18 protein-coding genes are annotated in these 19,720 nt (G+C 67.4%); 10 read left to right on the top strand and 8 right to left on the bottom strand.

Going from position 1 to position 19,720, the window contains the following annotated elements:
* Nucleotides 1-17: 17 nt before the first annotated feature.
* The 4 genes from ehuD to TSO352_RS20135 form a co-directional block, all read right to left on the bottom strand.
* Nucleotides 18-674 (bottom strand): ectoine/hydroxyectoine ABC transporter permease subunit EhuD, encoded by a 657-nt coding sequence (gene ehuD / locus TSO352_RS20150; RefSeq protein ID WP_109109037.1) that lies wholly within the window; start codon nucleotides 672-674, stop codon nucleotides 18-20.
* 11 nt (nucleotides 675-685) lie between these two features.
* Entirely contained in the window at nucleotides 686-1,345 is a 660-nt protein-coding gene (gene ehuC, locus TSO352_RS20145) for an ectoine/hydroxyectoine ABC transporter permease subunit EhuC (RefSeq protein ID WP_109109036.1), read from the bottom strand.
* Nucleotides 1,346-1,410: 65 nt separating this feature from the next.
* Nucleotides 1,411-2,196 carry an ectoine/hydroxyectoine ABC transporter ATP-binding protein EhuA gene (gene ehuA / locus TSO352_RS20140; RefSeq protein ID WP_109109035.1) on the bottom strand — a complete coding sequence of 262 codons (786 nt, stop codon included), beginning with the start codon at nucleotides 2,194-2,196 and terminating at the stop codon, nucleotides 1,411-1,413.
* 123 nt (nucleotides 2,197-2,319) lie between these two features.
* Complete coding sequence (locus tag TSO352_RS20135) at nucleotides 2,320-3,675, bottom strand: PLP-dependent aminotransferase family protein (protein ID WP_199231671.1); 1,356 nt, start codon at nucleotides 3,673-3,675, stop codon at nucleotides 2,320-2,322.
* 119 nt (nucleotides 3,676-3,794) lie between these two features.
* Between TSO352_RS20135 and TSO352_RS20130 the strand changes: the two genes are divergently transcribed.
* From TSO352_RS20130 to TSO352_RS20120, 3 genes are all read left to right on the top strand, one after another.
* Nucleotides 3,795-4,304 carry an Lrp/AsnC family transcriptional regulator gene (locus TSO352_RS20130; protein WP_109109033.1) on the top strand — a complete coding sequence of 170 codons (510 nt, stop codon included), beginning with the start codon at nucleotides 3,795-3,797 and terminating at the stop codon, nucleotides 4,302-4,304.
* 145 nt (nucleotides 4,305-4,449) lie between these two features.
* Nucleotides 4,450-5,943, top strand: a complete 1,494-nt coding sequence (locus TSO352_RS20125) for an NAD-dependent succinate-semialdehyde dehydrogenase (protein WP_109109032.1) — start codon at nucleotides 4,450-4,452, stop codon at nucleotides 5,941-5,943.
* 28 nt (nucleotides 5,944-5,971) lie between these two features.
* Nucleotides 5,972-7,351, top strand: coding sequence for an aspartate aminotransferase family protein (locus tag TSO352_RS20120; RefSeq protein ID WP_109109031.1), 1,380 nt, complete (start codon nucleotides 5,972-5,974; stop codon nucleotides 7,349-7,351).
* Nucleotides 7,352-7,567: 216 nt separating this feature from the next.
* On the opposite strand, the gene TSO352_RS20115 is transcribed toward TSO352_RS20120, so the two are convergent.
* Both TSO352_RS20115 and TSO352_RS20110 read right to left on the bottom strand, forming a co-directional pair.
* On the bottom strand, nucleotides 7,568-8,197 hold the full coding sequence (locus tag TSO352_RS20115; protein ID WP_109109030.1) for a DUF4142 domain-containing protein: 630 nt from the start codon (nucleotides 8,195-8,197) through the stop codon (nucleotides 7,568-7,570).
* 58 nt (nucleotides 8,198-8,255) lie between these two features.
* The gene (locus TSO352_RS20110; RefSeq protein WP_109109029.1) at nucleotides 8,256-9,653 is read right to left on the bottom strand and encodes a cytochrome B6; all 1,398 of its coding nucleotides are present in this window, start codon (nucleotides 9,651-9,653) and stop codon (nucleotides 8,256-8,258) included.
* 438 nt (nucleotides 9,654-10,091) lie between these two features.
* On the opposite strand from TSO352_RS20110, the gene TSO352_RS20105 reads away from it, so the two are divergent.
* From TSO352_RS20105 to TSO352_RS20075, 7 genes are all read left to right on the top strand, one after another.
* Nucleotides 10,092-10,544: a (2Fe-2S)-binding protein gene (locus TSO352_RS20105; RefSeq protein WP_109110757.1), complete on the top strand. Its 453-nt coding sequence runs from the start codon at nucleotides 10,092-10,094 to the stop codon at nucleotides 10,542-10,544.
* A 2-nt stretch (nucleotides 10,545-10,546) separates the two neighbouring features.
* Nucleotides 10,547-12,760: a molybdopterin cofactor-binding domain-containing protein gene (locus TSO352_RS20100; RefSeq protein ID WP_109109028.1), complete on the top strand. Its 2,214-nt coding sequence runs from the start codon at nucleotides 10,547-10,549 to the stop codon at nucleotides 12,758-12,760.
* 17 nt (nucleotides 12,761-12,777) lie between these two features.
* Complete coding sequence (locus TSO352_RS20095; RefSeq protein ID WP_109109027.1) at nucleotides 12,778-13,776, top strand: LysR substrate-binding domain-containing protein; 999 nt, start codon at nucleotides 12,778-12,780, stop codon at nucleotides 13,774-13,776.
* Between the two features lie 251 nt (nucleotides 13,777-14,027).
* Nucleotides 14,028-15,488: an aldehyde dehydrogenase family protein gene (locus tag TSO352_RS20090; protein ID WP_247872274.1), complete on the top strand. Its 1,461-nt coding sequence runs from the start codon at nucleotides 14,028-14,030 to the stop codon at nucleotides 15,486-15,488.
* A gap of 47 nt (nucleotides 15,489-15,535) precedes the next feature.
* On the top strand, nucleotides 15,536-16,915 hold the full coding sequence (locus tag TSO352_RS20085; protein WP_158284610.1) for an MFS transporter: 1,380 nt from the start codon (nucleotides 15,536-15,538) through the stop codon (nucleotides 16,913-16,915).
* 54 nt (nucleotides 16,916-16,969) lie between these two features.
* Complete coding sequence (locus tag TSO352_RS20080; RefSeq protein WP_109109024.1) at nucleotides 16,970-17,710, top strand: class II aldolase/adducin family protein; 741 nt, start codon at nucleotides 16,970-16,972, stop codon at nucleotides 17,708-17,710.
* Between the two features lie 262 nt (nucleotides 17,711-17,972).
* Nucleotides 17,973-18,500, top strand: coding sequence for a DoxX family protein (locus tag TSO352_RS20075; RefSeq protein WP_199231670.1), 528 nt, complete (start codon nucleotides 17,973-17,975; stop codon nucleotides 18,498-18,500).
* A 70-nt stretch (nucleotides 18,501-18,570) separates the two neighbouring features.
* Here TSO352_RS20075 and TSO352_RS20070 read toward each other — a convergent pair whose 3' ends face one another.
* Together TSO352_RS20070 and TSO352_RS20065 are read right to left on the bottom strand one after the other, a co-directional pair.
* Complete coding sequence (locus tag TSO352_RS20070) at nucleotides 18,571-18,786, bottom strand: 4-oxalocrotonate tautomerase family protein (RefSeq protein ID WP_109109023.1); 216 nt, start codon at nucleotides 18,784-18,786, stop codon at nucleotides 18,571-18,573.
* Nucleotides 18,787-18,815: 29 nt separating this feature from the next.
* Complete coding sequence (locus TSO352_RS20065; protein WP_109109022.1) at nucleotides 18,816-19,715, bottom strand: SDR family oxidoreductase; 900 nt, start codon at nucleotides 19,713-19,715, stop codon at nucleotides 18,816-18,818.
* Between the last annotated feature and the right edge of the window lie 5 nt (nucleotides 19,716-19,720).

Genomic DNA, 19,720 nt, shown 5'->3' with positions numbered 1-19,720 from the left:
GATCGGCGGACCGGTCATCAACGGGTTGGCCGGAAGCGGCGCTCCAGCATGTGCAGGGCGGGCACCGCGATCAGGCTGATGCACAGGAACAGGACACCGACCAGCGTCATCGGCTCCAGATAACGGTAGTTGCTGTTGGCGACGCTGCGGGCCTCGCTCATCAGCTCGATCACCGTGATGGCGGAGAGCAGCGGCGTTTCCTTGAACATCGCGACGAAGTAGTTCGCCAGCGCCGGGATCATCGGCGGGATCGCCTGTGGCAGGATGACATGCCGCCAGGTCTGGTAGGGGGTGAGGTTGCAGGCCTTCGCCGCTTCCCATTGGCCGCGCGGCGTGTTGTCGATGCCGGCCCGGAAGACCTCCGACGTGTAGGTGGCGTAATGGAGGCCGAGCCCCACCACCCCGGCGGTCAGCGGTGACAGCAGCAGGCCCAGTTCCGGCAGCACGTAGAACAGGAAATACAGCTGCACCAGCAGCGGCGTGCCGCGGATGAACTCCACCACGACGCCGGTGGTGCGCGCCACCGGCCGGCTCTTCGACCGGCGCAGCAGGGCGAAGCCCAACCCCGCGGCGGCGGCCAGGATGGAGCCGAGCAGCGTCGCCAGCAGCGTGATGCGCAGGCCGTCCAGCAGGGTCGGCATGATCTCGCGGACGAACTCCCAGTCCCATTCCATGGCGGGTTCCCTTAGGTGCGCAGCCCGTCGAGGCCGCGGGTCATGCGGCGCTCCAGGGCTTTCATGCCGAGCGAGATCAGGCTGGCATAGGTGAAGTAGATGACCAGCACGGTCAGGAAGGGCAGGGCGGTGCTGCCGGTCTGCGAGCGGACGACCTGCGCCTGGAAGGTGAGGTCGCTGAGCGAGATGAGCGAAACGACCGAGGTCGCTTTCAAAAGCTCGATGGCGTTGTTGCAGAAGGTCGGGACCATCACCACCGCCGCCTGCGGCAGCAGCACGTGGCGCAGGCTCTGCCAGCGCGTCAGGTTCAATGCGATGCAGGCCTCGTGCTGCTCGCGCCCGATGGACTGCACCGCCGCCCGCACCACTTCCGCGCCATAGGCGCCGACATTCAGCCCGAGCGCCAGCACGCCGGCCTGCAACGGCGTCAGCGTCACGCCCATCAGCGGCAGGACGAAATAAGCCCAGAAGAGCTGGACAAAGATCGACGTGCCGCGAAAGAACTCGATATAGGCGACCGACACGGTGCGCACGGCGGAGACGCGCGACAGCCGGCCCAGCCCGGCGGCGAAGGCGGCCGGCAGGGCCAGCGCGCAGCCGAGCACGGTCAGCTTCGCCGTCACCAGCGCGCCGTCCAGCATCAAGCCCAGATAGCCGGCCCAATCAGCCATGAAGCCGAGGTCTCCTGCGTTCGGAAAAACATGCGGAAATGGACGCCGGCCGCCAGCGCAAACCGTCAGATACGCTGGCCGGCGGCGATGATCTTTTTCAAAAAGGCCTGGGTCCGCTCATGCGACGGGTTGGTGAACAGGACGTCGGGCGGCCCCTCTTCCACGATGCGGCCGCGGTCGAAGAACAGCACGCGGTCGGCGAAATCGTGGGCGAAGCTCATCTCGTGGGTCACCAGCAGCATGGTCATGTCGGTGGTAGACCCCAGCATCCGCATGACGTTCAGCACCTCTTCCACCAGTTCGGGGTCGAGCGCCGAGGTCACCTCGTCGAACAGCATGATCTTCGGCTGCAGCGCCAGGGCGCGGGCGATGGCCACCCGCTGCTTCTGGCCGCCGGACAGCTGGACCGGCATGGCGCGGGCCTTGTCGGCGAGGCCGACGAGGTCCAGCAACTCCATCGCCCGGCGCTCGGCATCCGCCTTCTTGACGCCCTTGGTCAGCATTGGCGCCAGCGTGACGTTTTCCAGCACGCATTTGTGCGGGAACAGGTTGAACAGCTGGAACACCATGCCGATCTTGGTCCGCATCCGATGCAAATGCGCCTCGTCGGCGGGGACCAGACGGCCGTTGCGCTCCATCTGGAACAGGTGCTCGCCATCGATGCGGATGGTGCCGCTTTCGATGGTTTCCAGCGTCATCAGCGTCCGCAGGATCGTCGTCTTGCCGGAGCCGGACGGCCCGATCAACGCCAGCTTTTCACCCGGCCGGACTGAAAAGCACAAGTCTTTCAGCACGGTGTGCGAGCCGTAGCGTTTCGTGACGCAGTCGATGTCGATGATTGTGTCGGTCACACCGGTCTTCCCTTGCATTGGTTGGCGACCGTGGATGTGTGTGAACGATGCGGGACCTCCCAAATCATGTCAATCCGGAAAATAAAATCATGACAATTACCGGGCCCGTCACGATGAGGCTTGTCACATGGCGAGCAGCACCGGCTCCGGGTCGCTGTTCAGCAGGTTGACGATCACGCGCAGACCGGCGTGAAGCTCCGCCTCGGTGGTGGAGCCGATGGAGACGCGCAACGCGTCGGGCCGCGCTCCCGGGCCGATGGCGAAGGCCAGTCCCGGTGCCAGCGCCACCCCCTGATGGCGGGCATGCGACACGAAGGTCGCCTCCGGCCGTCCTTCGCCCAGCGGCAGCCACAGATGCAGGCCCTCGGCATGGCTGCGGTGCGGGATGCCCTTCAGGATCTCCGCGGCCAGAGCGTGCCGGCGCTGCAGGGCCTTGCGCTGCCACTCCACCATTTCCATCGCGAAGCCGCTCTCGACCCAGCGGGTGGCGATCTCGGCAACGATGGGCGTCGCGATCCAGTTGGTCACCAGATGGCGGTTGGTGACGGCGGCGAGCAGCCGGTCGGGAACCACGAGGTAACCGGTGCGCAGGCCCGGCATCACCGTCTTGGTGAAGCTGGTGACGTAGAGCGTCCGCTCCGGTGCCAAGGCCGCCAACGGTGGGCGTCGTTCGCTCAGCAGGGGGCCGAGCGGGTCGTTCTCGACAATCAACAGATTGTGGCGCCGGGCCAGCCGTGCGATCTCGGCACGCCGGCCCTCGCCCATATAGGTTGCGGTGGCGTTGATCGGATTCGGCATGACGAACAGGGCCTTGGCCGTGCCGTCCCGGCAGGCGGCGTCGAGCGCGTCGGGCCGGATCCCCTCCTCGTCGATGGCGATGCCGCGCAGCTTGATGCCGAGATAGGAGGCGAGCGGCAGCAGCGTGTGGTGTCCGACCTCCTCCGTCACCACGGTCGATCCCGGCGGTGCGGCGGCCATCAGGGCAATGGTCATGCCGGCGGTGGCGCCGTTGGTCAGGGTGACGTTGGCCGCCGTCGTGTCCACCCCGCACTGGCGCAGCCACGTCACCGCCGTCGTCCGGTGGCGGGCGAACAGGGTGTTGGGACGGAAGGACAGCACCACGGCGGGAGGCAGGCTGGCCGACAGTTCGGCCAGCGCCTGTCGCATCGCCTCCACATGCAGCGGCTCGCACACCGGCTTCAGGATCGACAGGTCGATCACCTCGTCGGTGCGCTGCGGGATGTAGGGCGGATCGACCTCGGTCTGGGCGGCGCGGATGAAGGTGCCGCGGCCGGTCTCCCCGCTGATCAGGCCGCGCCGGATCAGTTCCTCATAGGCGCGGCTGACGGTCTGGACGGAAATGCCCAATTCGTCGGCAAGCTGCCGGTGGGTGGGCAGCTGGTCGCCGACCGCCAGTTGGCCTTGCGTGATCGCCCGCTGCACCTGTTCGGCCAGCGAGAGATAGACGGGCCTGCTCAAAGCCGATGCATCGGGGTGCCACTTTGTCATGCAACATTTCTGCTGGAAATCATCACATTTGACAATGCCGGAAAGCACGGACATCGTCGGTTGTCACTTTCCTGAAGGCGGCCCGCGCCATGCCTGAGCTGAAGCTCGATTCCATCGACCTGCGCATCCTGTCGGAGATCCAGCGTGACGGCCGCATCACCAAGCTGGCGCTGGCCGACCGGGTGGGGCTGTCGCCGACGCCCTGCTGGGTGCGGCTGCGCCGGCTGGAGGAGGCCGGCATCGTCACCGGCTATCACGCCCGGCTGGCTCTGCGGCTGGTGACACCCTTCGCCATGGCGCTGGTCGAGGTGACGCTGGGCAGCCACCGGCAGGCCGATTTCGATCGGTTCGAACGGGCGGTGCGGGCCGAACCCGGCATCGTCTCCTGCTGGTCGGTCGGCGGCGGGGTCGATTATGTCCTGCGGGTGGTGGCGCGCGACGTGGACGCCTATCAGCGGATCATCGACCGGCTGTTGGACGGCGATGCCGGGATCGACCGCTATTTCACCTACATCGTGACACGGACGGTGAAGGACGACGCGGCGATGCCGCTGGAGGCGCTGATGGTGGAGGAGCGGAGCGGGCCTGTCCTGCCTTGACAGAGACTTTCTCTTCCTCCCCACGCCGATAAAGAGACACTCTCCACAGCACGCCCCCGTTTCGGACACAGTCTCCACCACACCCCCGCTAGACTTTGGGACACCGGCGCATCGGCGCCAATCCCTTGTCCAGCAGGAGGTGCCCATGACCGCGCAGCTGTCCCGTCCGGACCGTCACGACGCCGTCAGCCGCCTGACCGACCGCCGGCTGCTGCGTGAACTCGCCTATGTCGGCGGGCGCTGGACGGCGGCGCCAAGCGGCAACACCTTTCCGGTGACCGATCCGTCCAGCGGCCGCACACTCGCCCATGTCGCGGCGCTGGACGCCGCCCAGGCGACCGCCGCCGTCACCGCAGCATCGGCAGCGTTCCCGGCCTGGAGCGCCCGGCTGCCGCAGGACCGTGCCGCCCGCTTGCGCGACTGGTTCGACCGCATCACCGCCGCCCGGGAGGATCTGGCCCTGCTGATGACGCTGGAGCAGGGCAAGCCGCTCGCCGAAGCGCGGGGGGAGATCGACTATGCCGCCTCCTTTGTCGAGTGGTACGCGGAAGAGGGCAAGCGGGTGGGCGTCGAGAGCCTCGCCAGCCATCTGCCCGACGCCGAAATGCTGCTGCGGAGGGAGCCGCTGGGCGTGGTCGGCATGGCGACACCGTGGAACTTCCCGTCGGCCATGCTGACGCGCAAGGCGGCGGCGGCGCTGGCGGCCGGTTGCACCGTGGTGGCGCATGCGTCTTCCGAGACGCCGCTGTCGGCGCTGGCGCTGGCGGAACTGGCGGAACGGGCCGGCATCCCCGCCGGCGTGCTGAACATCCTGACCGGCGAGGCGGAACCGCTGGTCGGCGCGCTGTGCGACGACGCCCGCGTCCGCGCCATGAGTTTCACCGGCTCCACCGGGATCGGCCGCCGCATCGCCGCGCGTTGCGCCCCCACCATGAAACGGCTGGTGATGGAATTGGGCGGCCATGCGCCGTTGCTGATCTTCGCCGACGCCGACCTGCAGCGGGCGGTGGACATCGCCATCGACGCGAAGTTCGCCACCTCCGGCCAGGACTGCCTCGCCGCCAACCGCATCTATGTGCAGCGTCCGCTCTACGACTCCTTCTGCGCCGCCTTCACCGCCCGCACCGCGGCGTTGCGCGTCGGGCCGGGGCTGGAGCCGGACGTGCAGATCGGGCCGCTGATGAACGCGCGGGCCGTCGACAAATGCGCACGCCACGTCCGCGACGCGCTGGACGGCGGCGCCCGCTGCCTGACCGGCGGCGAGGTCCATCCCGCCGGCCCGCTGTTCTACTGTCCCACCGTGCTGGCCGACCTGGCGCCGGACTCGCTGATCCTGCGCGAGGAGACCTTCGGCCCGGTCGCCGCGATCCTGCCCTTTGATGAGGAGGCGGAGGTGGTGGCCCGCGCCAACGACACCGACTATGGCCTCGTCGCCTATCTGGTGACCCGTGACGCCGGCCGGATTCTGCGCCTGTCGCGGGCGCTGCAATACGGGATGGTGGCCGTCAACCGGGTGAAGATCACCGGCGCGCCGGTTCCCTTCGGCGGGGTCAAGCAGTCCGGTCTTGGCCGCGAAGGCTCGCGCCATGGGCTGGAGGCCTTCACCGAGCTGAAATACGTCTGCCTCGACGCCGCCTGAACTGAAATTCTTCTTGGGAAGACACGCCATGACCGACCTGACCAATGAGCTGACCGCCTGGGACCGCGACCATTTCTTCCACCCGTCGACCCACATGGCGGCGCATGCCCGCGGCGACACGCCGACCCGCGTCATCACCGGCGGCGACGGCGTCTACATCACCGACCGTGATGGCAAGCGCAGCCTGGACGCCTTCGCCGGCCTCTATTGCGTCAATGTCGGCTATGGCCGCCGCGAGATCGCGGACGCCATCGCCGAGCAGGCCGGCAAGCTCGCCTACTATCACGCCTATGTCGGGCATGGCAGCGAACCGTCGATCACGCTCGCCAAGATGATCGTCGACCGGGCCCCCGCCGGGATGTCGCGCGTCTATTTCGGGCTGTCAGGGTCGGACGCGAACGAGACCAACATCAAGCTGGTCTGGTACTACAACAACATCCTCGGCCGGCCGGAGAAGAAGAAGATCATCTCGCGCTGGCGCGGCTATCACGGGTCGGGGGTGATGACCGGCAGCCTGACCGGGCTGGAGCTGTTCCACAAGGCCTTCGACCTGCCGCGCCCGCCGGTGCTGCACACGGAGGCCCCCTATTACTTCCGCCGCGCCGACCGCAGCATGAGCGAGGAACAGTTCTCCCAGCACTGCGCCGACCAGCTGGAGGCGATGATCCTGGCGGAGGGGCCGGAGACCGTCGCCGCCTTCATCGGCGAACCGGTGCTGGGCACCGGCGGCATCGTCCCGCCGCCCGCCGGCTATTGGGAGAAGATCCAGGCGGTGCTGAACAAGCACGACATCCTGCTGATCGCCGACGAGGTGGTGACCGGGTTCGGCCGGCTCGGCAGCATGTTCGGCTCCGACCATTACGGCATCAAGCCGGACCTGATCACCATCGCCAAGGGCCTGACCTCCGCCTACGCGCCGCTGTCGGGGGTGATCGTGGGCGAGCGGGTGTGGAAGGTGCTGGAGAAGGGATCCGACCAGCTCGGCCCCATCGGCCATGGCTGGACCTATTCGGCGCATCCACTCTGCGCCGCTGCCGGCGTGGCGAACCTGGAACTGATCGACCGGCTGGATCTGGTGACCAACGCGCGCGAAACGGGAGGCTATTTCCGCGCCGCGCTGGCCGACGCGCTGGGCGGGCATCGGCTGGTCGGCGAGGTGCGCGGCGAGGGCATGCTGGCGGCCGTGGAGTTCGTCGCCGACCGGGACGAGCGCCGCTTCTTCCCCGCCGAGGCGAAGGTCGGGCCGCGCCTGTCCGCCGCGCTTCTGGAACGGGGTGTCATCGCCCGCGCCATGCCCCAGGGCGATATCCTCGGCTTCGCCCCGCCGCTCTGCCTGACCCGAGAGGAAGCCGACATCGTGGTGTCCGCGACGGCCAAGGCGGTGAAGGCGGTCGCGGCCGAGCTCTAACAGAGACCGATGGTGGTGCACAAATCGGCTGAGAGCTGGCGGCCTCGGTCGTGGCGGGGTTTGGAGCGGCATGACGGCGCGTTCCGATCCTCGCTACGCCGGCTTCGCAAGTTGCTGGAAAAGCGGGGCTGCGTGCGACGGGTCATGGTGACCGACATGCGCCAGAGGAGAGACGCACGGCAGCCCGCCAGGCACAGTCCCTTTTTCCGCGCCCTGCTATGGCTTCGGCGTGGCGGCTCCCGAAACCGGTGCTGCCGTGGCGAGCGATGCTTGCCCCGTCAGTTGCGACGCGATCCCTTGCGCCGCGCGCAGATGATCCAACACGGTGGGCAGCGTCTCCATGGCGAAATCCTTGAGCGCAGGATCCTGACCCGACCCGATCTCCCATTCCAGGAGTTGCGCGGTCTTCTGATGGTCGCGGATTTGGCCGAGGATGTAGAGGCGCTCGAAATCCGCGCCGCTGGCCTTGTCGAGCTGACCACGAAGGTCCTTGTGCTCCGCGTCCAGGTCCTTGGGCTGTGGAACCTGCCCTGCCTTGGCGAGCGCCTCCAGCTTCTGGTTCGCTTTGGCGTGATCCTCCACCATGCGGGCCGCGAAGCCCTTGACGGCGTTGCTTCCGGCCTTCTTTCCGACCAGCGTGCCGAAATCGACCTCGGCCAGGCCGCCCGCGGTCGCCAGTTCGATGAACAGGCGATCTTGCTGATTCATCTCATGCGGCGCCGGTGTCCCCGGACTCGTCTGGGCGGTGCCTGGCGCCATGGCCGCCGGATTGCCCGCCTGTTGCGCTGCCGCCGGCAGGGACAGCAGGACGGCGGCGATGGGTGCGGCTGCGATGATGCACCTCATGCTCTTCCTCCATCATCAATGACTGCTTATGCGCAGCGTTTTTCGAAGTGACCCACCGTCACAGCGTCAGCATGTACGCAACGAGCGCATCCTTCTCCTCCTGCGTCAGCTTCACGCCAAGGACAAGATTGAAGAACTCGACCGTATCGGCCAGCGTCATCAATCGACCGTCGTGCAGGTAAGGCGGGGAGTCCTTGATACCGCGCAAGGTGAAGGTCTTGATCGGGCCATCAGGCAGCATGACCAGATCGTTCACGGTCTTCCCGATCTTGTAGAACCGCTCCAACTTCAGGTCATGCATGTTGTTGTCCATAAAGGCCGTTTGCGGTGTGTGACACTCCGCACAACGTCCCTTTCCCATGAACACCCGTTCTCCGGCCAATTCCTGCTCGGTCGCCTTGGAGGGATCAAGACGCCCCATGGGGTCGAGCTTGGGGGCGGGCGGGAAGTCGATGATGTTCTGCATCTGCGCCATCATCGCCACTTGGTTGGGACGGTCGGGCAGGTTGACGCCCTTGCGCGTGGCGCTGACGTGATCGCCGTTGAAGTAGGCCGTCCGCTGCTCAAACTCCGTGAAGTCCTCGACGGAGCGAAGCGACCGCTTGGAGCCATGGATCTGCTGGTTGAACAGGCCGCGCAGGCTGGTCGTGTCAAGCCGGAACCGGGCCGACTGCGGACGCACGTCCGGGGTCAGATGGAAGGCCGCATTGGTGTGGAAGTTGGCGTGACAATCCAGGCAGGCCACCCCCATGCTGGGCTCGGCGCTCTTGCGATCCTCGGTTTGATTAAACTCTTCCTGCGGGAACGGTGTCAGCAGCAGGCGCAGACCTTCCATCTGCACGGGCGTGATGATCCCGTTCATCGTTTCGTAGAAATTCCGGATGGACAGGACCTGCCCACGCGACACGTCACCCAGTTCCGGATGGGTGGTCAGGAAAATGGGCGGGGGGAATTCCGGCGTGAAGCGGTCCTGGAGATCGAAATCGACATCGAAGCGTTGCAGGTTCCGGCTCTCCAGCGTCCGCATCTGCTCGATCTGCTGGTTGGGGAACACCTGCCCGCCCGTTGGCTGCTTGACATGCGGGAGGGGCATGAAACCGGCTGGGAGCAGATCCCTTTCCCGGATCTGGTCGGGGCTCAGCGCTGCCAGGCTGTCCCACGTCACCCCCGCGGGCAGCTTGACACGGACGCCGGCCTGAACCGGTTTCCGGCCACCCGACATCATCACGTTGGGGATCGGATGATCCGCCGTGTCGTAGCGCTCGGTGAGAAGAGTTTGCTGGCGCTGCAGGACTTGCGCTTTTTGCGCTTCATCGGCCGCTTTGACGGTGCTGAACGGCAGTGTTGGAAGCGGGCGGTAGGTCGCATCCGGTGGCAAGGGGTCCGCTGTCGCTCCGACGCTGAACAGCATGGCTACCCCGGCGGCCATGGGCAATCGTTTCAGGAAACCTGACATGGATCACTCCTATGGACATTTCCTCGACTGTTTTGGCTTTTTGATCGCTTCGGCGGATCCTCAGTTTAGAATAATTCAAATTTGGCCGGGAGAGGGCACACCATCCTGTTGTACTGCGAATGGGTCGGCCTTTATCCAGGATTGCATCCCGGTGGGTCGTGTCCCCCAGCCGTGGTGCAGGAGCGGAGAGGCGCTCTGATGCCCAAGGGCCGGGAGGTCGGCGGGAGACGAAACCTGGGACGCCGGACCGGCGCTGGCAAAATCCATTTCATGGATAACAAGGCATAACCATTATCGATTTCGGGTTCCCCTGGCCTATCGCTAACTTGAAGGCGATCCCACGGATGGCAGCCCGACCGGCGGATGGCGCGCCCGTGATGCCTCGCGACGCGAGGGGGATTTGATTTCCGGGTCGGGCGACTGGCGCACGAGGCAATGATGGCTAAACTCACCATTAACGGAGTGAGCGTCCCGATCGATGCCGATCCGCGGACCCCGCTTCTCTGGGTCCTGCGGGAGCATCTCGGTCTGACCGGCACCAAGTTCGGCTGCGGCGCCGGGACCTGCGGCGCCTGCACCGTCCATCTCGGCGACCAGGCCGTCTTCGCCTGCCAGACCGCGATCGAGGCAGTCGGCGATACCCCCGTTACGACGATCGAAGGTCTTTCGGCGGCCGGCGACCACCCGCTCCAGCGGGCCTGGATCGCGGAGCAGGTCCCGCAATGCGGCTACTGCCAGTCGGGCCAGATCATGAGAGCCGCCGCCCTGCTGAGGTCCACCCCGAAGCCCGGCCGCGACCGGATCATCGAGGCGATGGCGCCGAACCTGTGCCGGTGCGGCACTTATCCGCGCATCGTGCGCGCCATCGAACGGGCGGCGAAGGAGACTTGATCATGGACACAGCCTTCGTTGAACCGACGCGACGCGACGTGCTGCGCTCGGCCGGACTGCTGGGCTTCGCCGTCCTTGTCGGTGGCGGGATCGTGGTCCTGCCGGAGCCGGCCGCCGCCCAGCAGGCCGATCCCGTGCCGCTCAACGCCTGGGTGGCGGTGCTGCGGACGGGCAAGGTCGTCATCCGGTTCGGCTCGACCGAGATGGGGCAGGGGATCGGGACCGCGCTGCCGATGATCGTGGCGGAGGAGATGGACGCCGACTGGTCGCAGGTCGAGGTGCGCCAGATCGACCAGGGGCCGCCCAACGTCTACGGCAACCCCAAGACCGGCGGGATCCTGTTCACCGCCGGATCCTCTTCGGTCGAAGGCTATTTCGAGCCCTTGCGCCGGGCCGGTGCCGGGGCGCGCCGGGTCCTGATCCATTCGGCGGCGGCGGCGTGGTCGGTTCCGGCCGGGGAGGTCGCCACCGAACCGGGCTGGGTGGTCCATCGCGGCAGCGGCCGGCGGATGTCCTTCGGCGAGGTCGCGGGCCTGCCGCGGCTGGTGACCGATGTCCCGGCGATCCAAGAGGCGGATCTGAAGCCCAGGTCGGCCTACCGTCTGATCGGCACCGATCCCGGCCGGCGCGACATCCCGGACAAGACCCGCGGAAGCGCGGTCTATTCGATCGACGTGCGGCTGCCGGGCATGCTCTATGCCAGCGTGCTGCCGGCCCCGGTCGAAGGGGAACGGCCGGTGACGGTGGACGGCGCGGCCGCGAAGGCTTTGGCCGGCGTGGTCGACGTGGTGACGCTGTCGAATGGCGTCGCCATCGTCGCCGAGCGCTGGGAGACGGCGCTGGCGGCCCGCGACCTCGTCAAGGTCGCGTGGACGCGGAACTCTCCCTTCCGGACGGCGGACAGCGAAACGGATCTGGCTGCCCTGGTGCAGGCGGCAACCGATGGCGGGCGGGACGCGGTCGCCTGGGAAAACCGCGGCGACGCGGCCTCCGCCCTGAGCGCGGCCGGCGACCGGGTCGTGTCGGCGGTCTACACGACGGAGCACACCTATCACGCCCAGATGGAACCGCTGGCCGCGGTCGCCGCGGTCGACGAGGACGGCAAGGGAGCGGAGGTGTGGCTTGGAACGCAGAGCCAGACCCTGTCCATCGCGGCCGCCGCGCAGGCGCTCTCGACCACTCCGGACCGCATCCGTTTCCACGCCATGCCGATGGGCGGGGCGTTCGGCCGGCGGACCTTCTTCGCCCGCGACATCCTGCGGGATGCCCTGCTGCTGTCGAAGCAGCTCCGGCGTCCGGTCAAGTTGATGTGGACGCGCGAGGATGACGTGAAGAGCGGCTGGTTCCGCCCGGCGACCGCCCATCAGCTGGACGCCGTGCTCGGTCCCGGCGGGGAGGTCAAGGCGCTGCGCCACCGCGTGGCCAGCCCGTCGATCCTCCAGTTCGCGGCACCGCAGCGTTGGGAGAGCGCCGCCGGCAAGGATCTGCTGGTCATGGAAGGGACCGAGAGTTCGGATTATGCGATCCCCGACCTGCTGGCGGACCATGTGCTCGTCGAACGGCGCAGCCGCGTCTCCGCCTGGCGGGGGATCGGCTGGGCGCCGAACTGCTACGCCCGGGAATGCTTCATCGACGAGTTGGCCGCCGCGGCCGGCAGCGACCCCGTCACGATCCGCCGGAGGCTGCTGTCGGGGAGTCCCCGCGGCCTCGCGGTCCTCGACGCGGTGCTGGCCATGTCGGATTTCGGCAAGGCGCCGGCGGGCCGCGCCCACGGGCTGTCCTTTGCCGGGTACAAATCCACGCGGGGGGCCGGCGTGGCCGAGCTGTCGCTCGACGACGCGACCGGGCAGATCCGCGTCCATCGCTTCTGGGCGGCGGTCGATCCCGGATTCGCCATCCATCCGAAGAACCTGAACGCCCAGGTCGAGGGCGGAATCCTGTTCGGCCTGTCGGGCCTGCTCAAGGAGCGGATCTCGATCGCCGGCGGCGAGGTGCAGCAGAGCAATTTTCACGACTACGAACCGTTGCGGATTCACGAGGTGCCCGAGATCGAGGTCCGGATCGTGGAATCCGGGGCCGCTCCGTCCGGTGCCGGGGAGATCGGCGTGCCGATGACCGGGGCCGCCGTGGCCAACGCGGTCCATGTCCTGACCGGCAAGCGGCTGCGCCGGATGCCGTTCACGCCGGAGCGGGTGAAGGCGGTTCTGAGCAGCTGACCACAGGGAAGGCCGGGATGTCGACGCGACGGTTTCTCGATCAGCGGCTGAAGCTGCAGATGCTGCGCATCGCCGACGCGATCGAGGCGGAGGGCAGCATCCTGAAGGCCGCCGCGAAGCTGAACCTGTCCCAGCCGGCCCTGACCAAATCCCTGAAGGAGATCGAGGACATCGTCGGCACCCGCCTGTTCGACCGGCATACCCGCGGCGTGTGCATCACCGAGGCGGGAACAACGCTGGTCGCGGCGGGCCGCCGCATCCTCGCCGAAGTCCACCGGCTGGAGGAGGATCTGGCGATCCTTGCCAAACCGGATGCCGGCATCGTGGCGGTCGGGGCCTTGCCGGTCGCTGCTGTCGGGATCATTCCCGGCGCACTCGCCCATCTGCGCGCGCGCCATCCGAACATCCAGGTTCGCATGCAGCAGGGGCGCACCGAAGAGCTTCTGCCTCTGCTGGCATCGGGCGAGCTCGATCTCGTGATCGGACGCCTCTACGCGCCGCCCCTGCCGGATGATTTCCACCGCGAGCGCCTGTGGACGGAGCCGATCTCGCTGCTGGCGCGGAACGACCATCCCATCTTCGCCACGCCCGAGCCGGTGCTCGACGCGCTCAGGCGCTATGATTTCATCCTGCCGACCGTCACGCAGCGCGTCGGTCACGACATCGACACCCTGCTCTCGCTGCTCGATCTCCTGCCGGAGGCGCCGCTCCGCTCGAACTCCTGCGGGTTCATCCGGGAAATGTTGTACGGCACCGACCTGATCGCGGTGGTGCCGCGGCTGATGATGGTCGGGGATCTGCTGCGCGGCTCGCTGAGGGTGATCCCGGTACCGGTCGAGGCCCCCGACCGGCCCGCCGGACTGATCCTGGCCAGGGGACGGCCGCTGCGCGCCACTGGCGAGATCTTCGTCGAGGTGCTGCGCGACTATGTCGGCATCATTTCGCAACAGGGTCTTATGCCGGTCTACCAAGCCGACCTGCATGCGTTCGGCGCGAGCCGGGCGACCTTGCAGTAGCCCGCTCCAACGGCCGGTTATAACAGTGGGTTATAGCGGGCGCCGGCTTTTCGATGTCTGCGTGATCGGGCTGATCGCTTAGCGTGGAAGCAATCGACGCGGCCGGCTGCATCCCCGCCGCTTCCAACGCGCAGACGACAACAAATCCCACCGGTGATGGCGGCGTGACGGACACAGGTTCCGTCCCGGCCTTCCGCCTTGTCCTCAGTCCTACAGCGCGCATCAGGTCGCAAGCGAACGAGGTGAAGACCATGACTATCGAGTCCCTGCTTCCGGTTCACCAGGATCTCTACTACGGCGGGGCATGGCACCCGCCGAAGGAGGGGCAGTACATCGAATCGCGGGACCCGGCGACCGGCAGGATGCTCGGCACGGTGGCGCTCGGCGATCCGGCCGACATGGAAGCGGTGATCGCCGCGGCACGGGCAGGGTTTGAAACGTGGCGCGCGGTCCCCCCGATGGAACGCGCCCGCATCCTGCGGGAGATCGCGGCCGTGATCCGCCGCAACGGCGACGCGCTGGCCCTGCTCGATTCCGCCGACGGCGGCAATCCGGTGAAGGAAATGGCCCGCGACGTGGAGACCGCCGCGGCCTCCTTCGAGTTCTTCGCCGGTCTGGTCACCGAAATGAAGGGCGACTCCATTCCGATGGGGCCGTCTTCGGTCAATTTCACCACGCGGGAGCCGCTGGGCGTGGTGGCGCGGATCGTCGCCTTCAACCACCCCTTCATGTTCACCGCGGCCAAGGCCGCCGCCCCGCTCGCGGCGGGCAACAGCGTGATCATGAAGCCGCCGGAGGTGGCGTCGCTGTCGGCGCTCCGTCTGGCCGAACTGATCGGGCACCTGCTGCCGCCGGGCGTCTTCAACATCGCGACCGGTGCCCGCGACGCCGGTGCGACCCTGGCCAGCCACCCCGGCATCGCGATGGTCACGCTGATCGGCAGCGTCCCCACCGGCCGGGCCGTGATGCGCGCGGCGGCGGATACGCTGAAGCCCGTCCTGCTGGAGCTGGGCGGCAAGAACGCGCTGATCGCCTTCCCCGACGCCGATCCCGACGAGGTCGCCAAGGCGATGGTCGCCGGCATGAATTTCGGATGGTGCGGCCAGTCCTGCGGCTCCACCAGCCGCGCCTTCGTGCATGACGACCTTTATGCGGCCGTTCTCGACCGGCTGAAGGAGCACATCGCGCCGTTCAGGCCCGGCATCCCGACCGATCCGGCCACGACGATGGGCGCCATCGTCAGCGAGCCGCAACACCAGCGCGTGCTGCGCTACATCGACATCGCCAAGGAGGACGGCGCCCGCCTGTTCCACGGTGGCCGGCGGCCGGAGGATCCGGCACTGGCGAAGGGGTTCTTCGTCGAGCCGACGGTCTTCGCCGACGTCACGCAGACCATGCGCATCGCGCGGGAGGAGGTGTTCGGGCCGATCCTTTCGGTGCTGCGGTGGCGGGACGAGGCGGCGATGCTGGCCGACGTCAACAGCGTCGAGTACGGCCTGACCTGCTCGATCTGGACCAACGACCTGAACGCCGCCCACCGCACCGGGCAGCGTGTCGAGGCCGGCTACGTCTGGGTCAACGAGACCGGCAAGCACTTCCTGGGGGCGCCCTTCGGCGGGTTCAAGCAATCGGGGATCGGGCGCGAGGAATGCCTGGGCGAACTGCTGTCGTTCACCCGCGAAAAGAACATCCACATCCGCCTTCGCGCCTGACCACGCGCCGGCACAACAAAAGCATTCCCGGGAGGAGGGGCGGCGTCATGGCAACGCAAGACATCGGCAAACTCATCGATAACAGCAACATCAGCCCCTATCAGTGGCGCGTGTTCCTGCTTTGCGCCCTGGTCATCCTGCTGGACGGGATCGACTACCAGATCATCGGCATCGCGGCCCCGCTGATCGTCCGCGACCTCGGCTTCCCGCGCAGCATGCTCGGCTGGGTGTTCTTCGCCGGGCCGTTCGGCGCGGCCTGCGGCAGCCTGCTGTGCGGGCTGATCGCCGACCGGGTCGGACGCCGCAAGACGGTGATCGGCGTGACGGCGCTGTTCGGGCTGGGAACCCTCGCCACGACGCTGGCCACCGACGTCGGCACGCTGGCGGTCCTGCGCTTCGTCACCGGTCTCGGCCTCGGCGGGGCGGTTCCGTCGGTGGTGGCACTGACGTCGGAGTATGCCCCGCTCCGGCGCCGCGCCGCCATTGTCAGCGCCCTTTGGGCGGCGTTCCCGCTCGGCGGCACGCTCGGCGGCTTCGTCAACGCCTCGCTCATCCAGTACGGCGACTGGCGCCTGCTGTTCCACGTCTGGGGCGCGGTCCCGCTGCTGGTCGCGGGGATCCTGTGCTTCACGATTCCGGAATCGATCCGGTTCCTGTTGTCCCAAGGCACCGCCAGCAACGGTGTCGGCCGTCTGGTGGGCCGCATGACCGGCAGTCCGCCCGCATCGGGCACAATGTTCGTGTCGTCGGAACCGCGGCATCAGGGCGTACAGGTTGTCGGGCTGTTCGCCAGCGGGCGGATCGGCGGAACCGTGCCGCTGTGGATCGTGTGCTTCGTCATCTTCGGATCCCTGACCGTGGTCGCGGCCTGGAGCCCGGCCCTGCTGACGCCCCTGGGCTTCACGGCGAGCCAGACGGCGCTGGTCGTCGCGTTCAACGGTCTCGGCTCGTTCATCGGAACCAGCGTGGCCGGCCGGCTGATCGAGCGGTTCGGCGTCGCGGCCTGCATGATCCCGGCCTTTGCATTGGCCAGCGGCAGCGTGATCCTGTTCGGCTTCGCCGCATCGACGACGCTGGCGCCGATCATGATGGCGGCGGCCGTGACGGGGCTTTTCATGGGGCTCGCCTCGTCGAGCTGCGTCGCCCTGTCGGCCCTGGTCTACCCGACCAGCATCCGGTCGACTGGCATCGGCTGGGCGATGAGCTGCGGCCGGCTCGGCGCGGTGGTCGGCCCGTTCGCAATCGGCCTGATGGTCGGTGCGGACACGTCGGTCCTGCCGATCTTCCTCTCCGTCGCCGTGGTCCTGCTGGTGCCGATCCCCTGCCTGTGGCAACTGGCCGTCTACAGCCGGCGACTGCGGTTGGACCACGGTGCCGAGGGCAAGGGTGGGCCGGCGCCGATGCGGGCGGCGCGTGAGACCCCGTAACACCCGGTCAAGGCGCAAGCACAAGAATCCGGTTGATTGTCAAAGGTGTAAGAGATGGAAGACAGCAACACTCTGCGGGCTGCCGTCGAGGAACTGGTGGTCGCCAACCACATCCTGTTCGACCGGGGAATCGTCGACGGATTCGGCCATGTCAGCGTGCGGCATCCCGACCGCCCCGACCGTTTCCTGCTGTCCCGCAACCGGGCGCCGGGGCTGGTGAGTGCACAGGACATCCTGGTCTACGGCCTCGACGCCGAGCCGGTCGACCGGAAGGACGAGCCCGGCTATCTCGAACGCTTCATCCACAGCGAAATCTACCGTGCCCATCCCGAGGTGATGGGGGTGGTGCACAGCCACGCCGTCTCGATGCTTCCCTTCACGGTGGTCGCGGGCGCGCCGCTTTGTCCGATCTGCCACATGAGCGGCTTCCTGAAGCGCGGGACGCCGATCTTCGAAATCCGCGATCATGCCGGCGACGCCAGCGATCTGCTGATCCGCAGCGCGGCTCTTGGCTGCCAGCTGGCCGCCGCGCTGGAGGACCATGCGGTGGTCCTCATGCGGGGCCATGGGATGACCGTGGTCGGCCGGACCTTGCGTCAATCCGTCTTCCGGTCGATTTACGCGGAAGTCAATGCCCGCATCCAGGCCACGGCCGCGTCCCTGGGAACCGCCACCTTCCTGACCGAAGGCGAGGCGGCCCAGGCCGACGCGACCAACACCGGCGCGATCAACCGCGCCTGGGATCTGTGGGCGCTGGCCGCCGAGCAGAACACGGCGCGGCTGCGCGGCGCCTAGACGTTCGGGTCTGACGGGCGCGGTCCGTGCACGGCGATCCACCACCGCCAGGATGCGGAAGCGGCGGTCGTCGCCCAGGGCGTCGCTGACGAAATCCAGCGACCAGCGCCGGCGCCGCTCGCCTAGTTCCATCCCTGCGCAGATGGTGTCTGGCCGATATAATCAGCGGTCATAGCGATCACTGAATTTGCGATACGTCATCGGTCGCCGGCCCCGTGCACTCTCGTGCTGAACTTGCAACGGCTTCTGGGGAGAATAAGAGATGGCGTCCCTTCGTAAAGAGATTGAACTCGCAGACATGGAGTGGGGTTCGGATCCCAAGGGCGGAACGGTCCGGTTGGTGTTTCCGGCATTGTCGGGATTTTATGCCATCGCCGAGCCGCTTTCCTACGCGGCGCTGCGTTTTGCATTCGGCATCATTCTATTGACCCACGGGATGCCGAAGCTGCTCGGCAGCGGGCATGGAGCGACGACGATCGCGCCGTTGGCCCGGTCTGTGGGGCACATCGAAAATGTGCTCAACCTGCCGTTCCCCTGGGCGTTCGGTTACTTCATCATGTTCCTGGAAACCGGCGGGGCGCTGATGCTGGCGTTCGGCCTGTTCACCCGAATTGTCGCCCCAATGATCGCCGTCGAGATGGCGGCGATCTGCTTCGTGCTCGCCCCGACCTGGATCTGGTTCCAGACCGGGATGGAGTATCCGTTGCTGATGGGTTTTCTCGCCCTTTACATCTCCTTCAAGGGCGGAAGCCGCTATTCCCTCGACCGCATCCTGGGCCGGGAGATCTGAAGCGTTTCTTGCGGACCGTGCGGTCGCATAGAATGGTGACGGGCCGGGGATGTTCCCCGGCCCTGTCGTTTCAGGTTTCACGCGCCCGGTATTCGTCAGGAAGGATGAACACCTGGTCGGCGCGGGCATAGCCGCCGTCCTTGACCTCCTCGATCAGCACCATGGTGTGGGGACGGGCCGCCTCGGAGAAATACTCGATCAGCATGTCGGTCGTGCGGTGCACGATCTCCTCCTTCTGTTTGCGGCTGAGGGCACCCTCGGGCGTCTTGATGTTCACGAAAGGCATGGTCTCTTTCCTTCTGCTTGGTGTGAAATCTACGGCGCCCCGTGTGGGCGCAGCAGTTCGGCGAAGCCGATCCGGTGCAGGAACTCCTGGCGGATACGGTCGATGACGGCGTAGGAGGTCGCCGCTCCGTCGTCGGCGGGATCGATGACGATCCGGAACGGCCGCGAACCGAAGGGGGTGTCGACGATGCGGGCGACGGCCTCCGCCACGGTTCGCGGATTGGCCGTCGGCGGAACGGTCGCGGCGAGGGCATCCCGCAGCCGCACGGCGAACCCGTCGGGCCATGCGGCGGCGTAGGCGTCGGCCCTCTCGCCATCGTCCGGCGCTCCGGCATGGGCGAAGTGGTTGGTCCCTTGCGTGAAGGCTCCAGGCACCACGATGCTGGTCTCGATGCCGAGCGGCGCCAGTTCGCGGGCGTAGGAAACGGCGAGCGCGTCCATCCCCGCCTTGGCGGCGAAGTAGGGACCGAGCAGCGGCGGGATGCCGCCGGCCGCGCTGGTGCTGCCGATCCAGACCAGAAGGCCGCGGCCCTGCCGTCTCATCTGCGGAAGGGCCGCCCGGTTCACCCGCTGCGTGCCCAGCACGTTGACGTCGTAGAGCGCGGCGAGCTGGGACGGGGTGAAGGCCTCCGTCGGGCCATAGACCATGTGCCCGGCGTTGTGCACCACGACGTCCAGCCGGCCTTCGTCCCGGATGATCCGGCCGACCGCCTGCTCGGCGGAGGCGTCGTCCTGCACATCCAGTTCAACGGTGCGCAGGGCGATGCTGTTTTGGGCGGCATAGGCCGCCAGTTCTGCCGCCGGCGCGGCATTGCGGCCCTGGAGGTCCCGCATCGAGGCATAGACGGTGTGTCCATTCTCCGCCAGCGCCGTGGCGATCATGCGGCCGAAACCGCTCGAAGCGCCGGTGACGAGTGCGATCTGCGACATGGCCG

It is taken from the genome of Azospirillum sp. TSO35-2 (assembly GCF_003116095.1).
In the GTDB taxonomy this organism is placed as follows: Bacteria; Pseudomonadota; Alphaproteobacteria; order Azospirillales; family Azospirillaceae; genus Azospirillum.
The sequence above is the reverse complement of the archived record's forward strand: the minus strand, read 5'-3'. Positions and strand labels throughout refer to the sequence as shown.

Excerpts from the sequence above, each read along its gene's own strand:
- ehuD (WP_109109037.1), bottom strand. The coding sequence starts at position 674 with ATGGAATGGGACTGGGAGTTCGTCCGCGAGATCATGCCGACCCTGCTG.
- ehuC (WP_109109036.1), bottom strand. The coding sequence starts at position 1,345 with ATGGCTGATTGGGCCGGCTATCTGGGCTTGATGCTGGACGGCGCGCTG.
- TSO352_RS20130 (WP_109109033.1), top strand. The coding sequence starts at position 3,795 with ATGCCTGAGCTGAAGCTCGATTCCATCGACCTGCGCATCCTGTCGGAG.
- TSO352_RS20125 (WP_109109032.1), top strand. The coding sequence starts at position 4,450 with ATGACCGCGCAGCTGTCCCGTCCGGACCGTCACGACGCCGTCAGCCGC.
- TSO352_RS20120 (WP_109109031.1), top strand. The coding sequence starts at position 5,972 with ATGACCGACCTGACCAATGAGCTGACCGCCTGGGACCGCGACCATTTC.
- TSO352_RS20115 (WP_109109030.1), bottom strand. The coding sequence starts at position 8,197 with ATGAGGTGCATCATCGCAGCCGCACCCATCGCCGCCGTCCTGCTGTCC.
- TSO352_RS20110 (WP_109109029.1), bottom strand. The coding sequence starts at position 9,653 with ATGTCAGGTTTCCTGAAACGATTGCCCATGGCCGCCGGGGTAGCCATG.
- TSO352_RS20105 (WP_109110757.1), top strand. The coding sequence starts at position 10,092 with ATGGCTAAACTCACCATTAACGGAGTGAGCGTCCCGATCGATGCCGAT.
- TSO352_RS20100 (WP_109109028.1), top strand. The coding sequence starts at position 10,547 with ATGGACACAGCCTTCGTTGAACCGACGCGACGCGACGTGCTGCGCTCG.
- TSO352_RS20095 (WP_109109027.1), top strand. The coding sequence starts at position 12,778 with ATGTCGACGCGACGGTTTCTCGATCAGCGGCTGAAGCTGCAGATGCTG.
- TSO352_RS20090 (WP_247872274.1), top strand. The coding sequence starts at position 14,028 with ATGACTATCGAGTCCCTGCTTCCGGTTCACCAGGATCTCTACTACGGC.
- TSO352_RS20085 (WP_158284610.1), top strand. The coding sequence starts at position 15,536 with ATGGCAACGCAAGACATCGGCAAACTCATCGATAACAGCAACATCAGC.
- TSO352_RS20080 (WP_109109024.1), top strand. The coding sequence starts at position 16,970 with ATGGAAGACAGCAACACTCTGCGGGCTGCCGTCGAGGAACTGGTGGTC.
- TSO352_RS20075 (WP_199231670.1), top strand. The coding sequence starts at position 17,973 with ATGGCGTCCCTTCGTAAAGAGATTGAACTCGCAGACATGGAGTGGGGT.
- TSO352_RS20070 (WP_109109023.1), bottom strand. The coding sequence starts at position 18,786 with ATGCCTTTCGTGAACATCAAGACGCCCGAGGGTGCCCTCAGCCGCAAA.
- TSO352_RS20065 (WP_109109022.1), bottom strand. The coding sequence starts at position 19,715 with ATGTCGCAGATCGCACTCGTCACCGGCGCTTCGAGCGGTTTCGGCCGC.